The following is a 6617-nucleotide window of genomic DNA, read 5'->3' as shown; positions in this document are numbered from 1 at the left end:
CTTACGAGGTGCCCTCTTGCTCGGGTCTGATGGAAGCGTAGAAACTCCCATCATCCCAGGTCAGCGGGCACCTCTTCTGATTTCTCCATCCACAGCCCGACCACTACGCGGTGGATCCAGGCTGAGGTAGGCCTCAGTGGCCAGGCGGGCCCCAGTGATGGACTTTCCCGTCCGGACGGGAAGGAACTTCAAGTCGTTCTCCGTGTGCTGCTGGAACTCCTGCAACGCCTGGGCCACGGGACCGAACGCTCCCCCCTCGGGGATCTCGGTCCCGCCCAGGACCATCGTGCCCGCCCACGTCGCGGCGCCCAGCAGGCCGTCTCCGTATGCTGTGAACTCGTCCTCGAACTTGGCGCCGGCCTCGGCGGTCTTGCTCAGCACTCCCTGAACGCCACCCGGCTCGATGTCCCACGTCGCCACGATGCCCCCCCGTTCTGTGAACGTTGCCTTCCAGTGCCCCGACGTCAGCCGAAGCCGTCGACGGCGGCCCTGGCCAGCGCCGGATGCGCCGTACCGCCGTTCCCCTCCATCGTCGAGCGCAGCAGCGCGATGCGTCGAAGTCTGCCGCCATCCCGCACTGGCGTGCCATGTCTATCAACCCCGCATTTCTGCCTGCAAGGCGAGTGCGGGTCACACCCGCGCACCCATCACTGGTGGGACTCTGTCGGAATCTTGAGGACAGGCAGTAAACGATCGTGATGTTGCGTCAGGCCCATAGGAACGTTCCGCCGCTGCTCCTCAGGAGCCCGACATGTCCCTCCAGCCTCACTCCGGAGCCGAGATCCCACCACTGACCGTGCGGGTCGCCCGAGCCAGCAACCCCCACGGCACCACCGCGATGTGGATCCGCGACCGCCTCGACGGCCTGTGGACCGACGAGGACTTCACCGCCTGGTACCCGCGCGACGGCCGCCCCGGGCTCTCGCCCGCGCAACTGGCCACCGTGTGTGTGCTGCAGTACGTGATGAACTTGTCGGACCGCGCGGCTGCCGAGGCCGTGCGCTGCCGCATCGACTTCAAATACGCCCTCGGGCTGGAGCTGGAGGATGCCGGCTTCCACCACCGTGTCCTGTCCGACTTCCGCGACCGGCTCGCCGAAGGCGACCGTGCCGACCGGCTACTGGGCCTGGCGCTCACGCGGATCCGGCGGGTGAGGGGGCGGTACGGATCGTGACGGAGACCGGGAAGCCGGTCCCCGAGGTCGTCGGGGGATCTGGGGATCAACGAGACGACGCCGGCGAGCTGGGTCTCGCGGGCGAAGACTGCCGAGAAGGCCACGCCGGAGGACAAGGACGCGTTGATCGCCCGGCTGACGCCGGAGAGCGCGACGTTGAAGAAGGAGAACAAGGAGCTGGGGATGGAGCGCGATGTCCTCAAACGCTGCATGGTCGTGTGGGTGAAGGAGCTGCGGCGGACCCGGCCGCCGTGGCCGGGGTGATCAGCGACAACAGGACCGAGCACGGCATCCCGCACACCGTCTCGTGCCGCGCCCTCAGCGTGAGCGAGTCATGGTTCTACAAGTGACGCGACCGGCGGCCCACCGGGCGTGAACTGCGCAGGCAGCGGCTGGCCGACGAGATCCAGGAGATCTTCACCGAGTCCGGCGGCACCTACGGATCACCGAAGATCTTCATCCTGCTCATCCGCAGGGCTGGTGGGTCTCGGTGAACACCGTTGCGAAGCTGATGGCCGAACTCGGACTCGTCACCCGGGTAGTCAGACGCCGAGGCGGGCTGGCCAGGCCGGGGAACCGGTCGGCCGCACCGGACTTCGCCAAGCGGGACTTCACCGCCGAGGAACCTGACCTCGCCTGGGCGGGCGACATGACCGAGATCCTCACCGAGGAGGGCAAGCTCTACCTTGCCACGGTCATCGACCTGTTCTCCCGGCACCTGCTCGGCTACGCGATGGGCGCCCACCACGACGCGGACCCGGTCGTGGCCGCGCTAATCAAGGCCGCGGCCACCCCGCAGCGGCGGCGTCCGCGGTGTGATCTTCCATTCAGACCGCGGGAGCGAGGGCGTGTCCCGGAAGTTCGCCCCCGCCTGCCTCCGACTGGGAGTGACGCGGTCCATGGGCCGCGGGGGCGGCTCGTGCTTCGACAACGCCGTCAGCGAGGGGTTCAACGGCGTCCTGAAGGTCGAGTACATCCACCGCCACACTTACCGCACCCGCACCGAGGCCCGGATCAGGATCGCCACTGGATCACCGGCTTCTACAACACCCACCGACTACACAGCGTGTGCAGGTTCAAGAGCCCGATCGACTACGAGAACGAGTACTGGGCCAGCCTTACCGTGGGGCTGGCTCTATAGGAAGGACTCCACAGTTCGAGGAAATTGACAGACCCGGTGCGTCCCTGGACGCACCAGGCAAACCTGACGTGGTATCAGAAGATGCGTCAAATGAGCGTCAGCAGCCTGCGGCGCGCACTAATGACGCCGCGGCCGCAACCGACACCCCCTCATGAATCCGCAGGCCAGACGATACAGAGCAGGCAACTCCACGCTTCACCTGTTGGACAAGTGGAAACAGGTCGAGCAGACGGAGAATCCCAAGAAACCCCAGGTCAGAGGCCATTTGCGGCCGGTTCAAGGATCGCCACGCACTCCATGTGCGCAGTCATCGCAAACATGTAGAGCCGAAACAGGTTAAGGAAAACCGCAGGTCATCGGCATGCGGGCCGCGAAACGGACTCAAGATCAATGCGCATTGGGTGCACTATGGGCGCTACGTGCAGCTCCTGACGCGCGCCCGAGGGGCTTGCGGGGTGGCCTCGCCGCGCCCTTCCGATCGTCGAGCCCAGGCGGTCGCAGCCGTGAGCGCCGAGCCTCCCAGTAGTACGCCCTCCTACTGATCTGTCGGCCTCCGCTTTGACTTAGGGGGCCAGTTCGACGGCCGTCGCGGCAAGCATGTGCACAACGGCGGATGCTGTGGCGCCGCTGGCCGTGCTCGCGTGCTGCCTCCCCGAACACGAACCGTCAGCGGAGAGGAAAGCCGCTGACGGCCCTTTCACCATTCGTTCCCACGACTCCTGTCTGGTGAGTTCGGCAGCTCTTCCGCAGGTGAGAGGTGTCTGGGTTGTTGTAGCTCGGGAGTGCCGCCGCGGCGCAGAAGCAGAACAGCTGTAGAGGCCGTCCGTCGAGGTCGGCAGCTCAGAATCCGAGCCCTGGGGGCCGCGAAGCCGAGTGAGACAAGTGGCTTGATGGCGATCGGTCTGGCCAAGGCCAGCCCACAAGCCCGCGCACCGCAAGCGGTGCGACTCTGCAGCAGAAGGCCGCCCTCCAACCGAGATGTCGAGGGGCGGCCTTCCATTGCTGATTGTGCGTCGGCTCATGCGTCAAACGTGCGTCCGCTTAGGCGTCGGGGTCAGGACGGGTCGCCGTACTGGAGGCCCCGTCCGTTGGTGCCGACGTACACGCGGCCGAAGGTGACGGGGGTCGCCGGTGATGACGCCGCCGCCGATGCTGCCCCACTGGGGGGCGTCGTCGTTGACGCGGAGCCAGGTGGTGCCCTTGTTCAATGGAGCGGAAAACCCCGGTGACGTCCTTGACGGTGCCGATCAGGTACAGGGCCTGGTAGGAGGCGCCCGGTGCGGCCTTGCCGAAGCCGAGAGCGGAGGCGGACTTCACCGTGGATCGGGCAGGTCAGCGCTGCAGGGTGAGGACACCCGGCCGGTACGGCAGCCGGTCGTAGGGGCCGCCCACGTTGGGGGACTTGCCTTGGTAGAGGAACTGCAGGTTGCAGGGGTCGATGGTCATGGTCTGGTCGGGGTTGTCGCGGACCAGATCACCGTGGCTGATGTCGTTGGTCCAACTGGCACCGCTGTTGGCCTTGCCGGCGAAGGGGTTGCTCTCGGTGGCGGCCTGCGGGGTCCACGAACCGCTCAGGCTGGAGGCCGTGAACGAGCGGAAGTAGCGCTGCTCATTCGCACCCCGAGCCTCAACGATCATGAGGTACTGGTTCTGGCCCTGGACCTTGTAGACCTGCGGCGCCTCGAACAGGTTCTTCGCCGTGTCGCTCATGACCGTCGTGTACGACGAGCCGAAGCTGCCCGGGAAGTTCCCGATCGGCATGCTCGCCCGGTAGATCTTGCCGTTGTCACCGGCGAAGAACAGGTACATGTTCTGGTCGTCGGCGATCAGGGTCTGGTCGATCGGGCCGGTGGGGGAGTTGTCGGTGCTGGGGAGGCTGCCGGTGAACAGCGGCTGCGGCGCGGACCAGCCGTTGGGGTTGGTGGGGTCGCTCGACAAGCGGTAGCTGAAGCGCGACGCACCCCACTGGTACGCCAGCACCCAGATCTTCTTCGGCGCGAAGTAGAACAGCGTGGGCGCCACCGCGTTCTGGTTCATCTTGGTCTGGCCGGCCGACGCCATGTCCGACCAGTTCGTGAAGGGACTGAACGCCATCGAGCCGTACGAGGTTCCCTCTGCGCTCGACGCGTAGACCACGTGCTTGCCGTTGTGCACCACGTGGGTGAAGTCCTTCACCGCGGCCCACCCGTTCGACGGCTGTGCGAGGGCACCCGTCGAACTCCACTTGTAAGTCGAGGGAAGAGCGCACGTGCCGCCGCCCGTCCCGGACGGGGCGGTCCACTTCTGGTTGTCGACGGACGCGCAGGAGTACAGCTGGATCTTGGTGCCGTTGGCGGTGGCCGCGCCGACGGCGTCGAGGCACAGCCCGGACTGGACGCCGGCGATCGTGCCGTTGGTGTTGATTTTCCACTGCTGGTTGGCGCCGCCGTTGCAGTCCCAGATGACCACCATTGTGCCGTTGCCGGCGCCCTTGGCCATGGCGTCCAGGCACTTGTTGCCGTAGATCGTCAGCTGCTTGCCGGAAGTGTAGGTCCAGCGCTGGTTTGTCTGTCCGTTGCAGTCCGACAGCTGCGCCTGGGTGCCGTTGACAGTGGTGGAACCGTTGATGTCGATACAACGACCGGAGGGGACGCCCTTGATCTGCCCGGTACCGGTTCCGCCGGGCGTCCCGCCCGGGCCGGTACCGGAGGCGGCCTTGAGGGCGTTCACGACGGCGGTGTAGGCGGCCTTGGGGTTGCCGTTCTTGTCGAACAGCAGGGGGCTGTCGCCGCTGCGCCAGGAGTCGCTGTCACGGATGCCCCATACCGTGATGCCGGTGCACCGGGCCACGGACAGGCAGGCCTTCACCGTGTTGGCGTAGTGGGTGGGCGACGCCTGGGCGATGTCCAGCTCGGTGATCTGGACATCGACACCCAGGGCGGCGAAGTGGGACAAGGTGGTCTGGAAGCTGGACGGCGGGCCGCCGGTCCCGAAGTGGCTCTGGAAGCCGACGCAGTCGATCGGCACGCCGCGGGACTTGAAGTCCCTGACCATGCTGTAGACGCCCTGGGTCTTGACGTCCGACCAGTTCTCGATGTTGTAGTCGTTGTAGCAGAGCTTGGCCGAGGAGTCGGCCGCCCGGGCGGTGCGGAACGCCTCCTCGATGAAGCCGTTGCCCAGCACGTTCTGGAACACCGAGCTGCGGTGCTGGCCGCTGCCTCCGTCGGCGAAGGCCTCGTTGACCACGTCCCAGGCGTAGATCTTGCCCTTGAAGTGGGTCATCTCGGTGGTGATGTGGTGGTTCATCACGCTGCGCAGCGTGTTCGCGTCGCCGATGGAGCTGACCCAGGACGGGAGCTGCGAGTGCCAGACCGTGGTGTGGCCGCGCATGCGCTGGCCGTGTGCCATGGCGCGGTTGACGATCTGGTCGGCGGGGCCGAAGTTGAAGTTGCCGCGGGACGGTTCGATGGCGTCCCACTTCATCTCGTTCTCCGGGGTGATCATGTTGAACTCCCGGTCCGCTATCGCGGCGTACTTCGAGTCCCCGAGCCTGACGGCGGCCACAGCGGTGCCGAAGTACCTGCCCGAGGGGGCCGCCTGCGTACCCAGGGCGGCGGCTCCGGCGGAGCTGGGCAGGAGCGTCAGGGCACCAGCCACCAGCGCCGCGGCCGACAGTCCTATCACCGCTGTTCGGCGACGCCGGCCGAGCCGGTGCATGCCCTTCATGATTCTCCTCGGGGGCTGCGAGTCGCCCTGGGTGCCGTGATCGTGCGCGCATCGGCCAGTACGGCCTGATCCGTCGCGGGTCGGGTGCGGGGCTGGGCGTGGGCTCGTTCCTGCCTGCCGATCGCCCGGGAGGCGTGGGTGTGTCGCGTCATTGGAGCGGCTTTCTTCAGGGGATACGTCAACGGGGAAAGTCGGGGGACCTGCCACGCCGGCCCGTCAAGGTGAGCGGCGGGAAGAGCACCCCACACCATGGAGGCCTCCGAACTGATGGCCTCGTAACAGAAAAGTGGCGCCGCCCGGATGATTGCCCGGTGATGCATCGCTCGGGCGAAAAGCGTTATGCCAAGCCCTGCGTTCCGGTCGTCCTGTGGAAAGGGCGCCGCCCTGATCACCAGCGAGGTGTCATCGGTGGCGGTCGCGGTGATCAGCCTTCAAGCCGGTACGCCGAGTCAGCCGTCGACGAACGCGGACCCCTCTCTGTCAAAGTGACTCAAGCCAGGCATACTGGATGATTCATTGAGTTGAGGGTGGAGAAGGAGTAGTGCCCACAGTGGCCAGCACTGATGACCACGGGATACCGGATCCGCAGGTAGAACC

Annotated in this window: 6 protein-coding genes and 1 pseudogene; 4 read left to right on the top strand and 3 right to left on the bottom strand. The window is 66.4% G+C overall.

The features are described 5' to 3' along the window. Positions 1-60: 60 nt before the first annotated feature. Positions 61-420 carry a DUF6507 family protein gene (locus tag OTB19_RS41095; protein ID WP_267803973.1) on the bottom strand — a complete coding sequence of 120 codons (360 nt, stop codon included), beginning with the start codon at positions 418-420 and terminating at the stop codon, positions 61-63. Between the two features lie 331 nt (positions 421-751). Between OTB19_RS41095 and OTB19_RS41090 the strand changes: the two genes are divergently transcribed. From OTB19_RS41090 to OTB19_RS43875, 4 genes are all read left to right on the top strand, one after another. After that, on the top strand, positions 752-1174 hold the full coding sequence (locus tag OTB19_RS41090; RefSeq protein WP_267803972.1) for a transposase: 423 nt from the start codon (positions 752-754) through the stop codon (positions 1172-1174). A gap of 218 nt (positions 1175-1392) precedes the next feature. Then, positions 1393-1524: a hypothetical protein gene (locus tag OTB19_RS41085; protein WP_267803971.1), complete on the top strand. Its 132-nt coding sequence runs from the start codon at positions 1393-1395 to the stop codon at positions 1522-1524. A 27-nt stretch (positions 1525-1551) separates the two neighbouring features. After that, the gene (locus tag OTB19_RS43880; RefSeq protein ID WP_420717017.1) at positions 1552-1668 is read left to right on the top strand and encodes an IS3 family transposase; all 117 of its coding nucleotides are present in this window, start codon (positions 1552-1554) and stop codon (positions 1666-1668) included. Positions 1669-1685: 17 nt separating this feature from the next. After that, positions 1686-2315, top strand: a complete 630-nt coding sequence (locus OTB19_RS43875) for a DDE-type integrase/transposase/recombinase (RefSeq protein ID WP_420717015.1) — start codon at positions 1686-1688, stop codon at positions 2313-2315. A 1054-nt stretch (positions 2316-3369) separates the two neighbouring features. Here OTB19_RS43875 and OTB19_RS41080 read toward each other — a convergent pair. Then, a pseudogene (locus OTB19_RS41080) lies at positions 3370-3638 on the bottom strand (carbohydrate-binding protein); the annotation flags it as partial. Positions 3639-3647: 9 nt separating this feature from the next. Next, positions 3648-6020: a non-reducing end alpha-L-arabinofuranosidase family hydrolase gene (locus tag OTB19_RS41075; protein ID WP_267803970.1), complete on the bottom strand. Its 2373-nt coding sequence runs from the start codon at positions 6018-6020 to the stop codon at positions 3648-3650. Between the last annotated feature and the right edge of the window lie 597 nt (positions 6021-6617).

Source organism: Streptomyces sp. H27-H5, assembly GCF_026627505.1.
Lineage (GTDB): Bacteria > Actinomycetota > Actinomycetes > Streptomycetales > Streptomycetaceae > Streptomyces.
The sequence above is the reverse complement of the archived record's forward strand: the minus strand, read 5'-3'. Positions and strand labels throughout refer to the sequence as shown.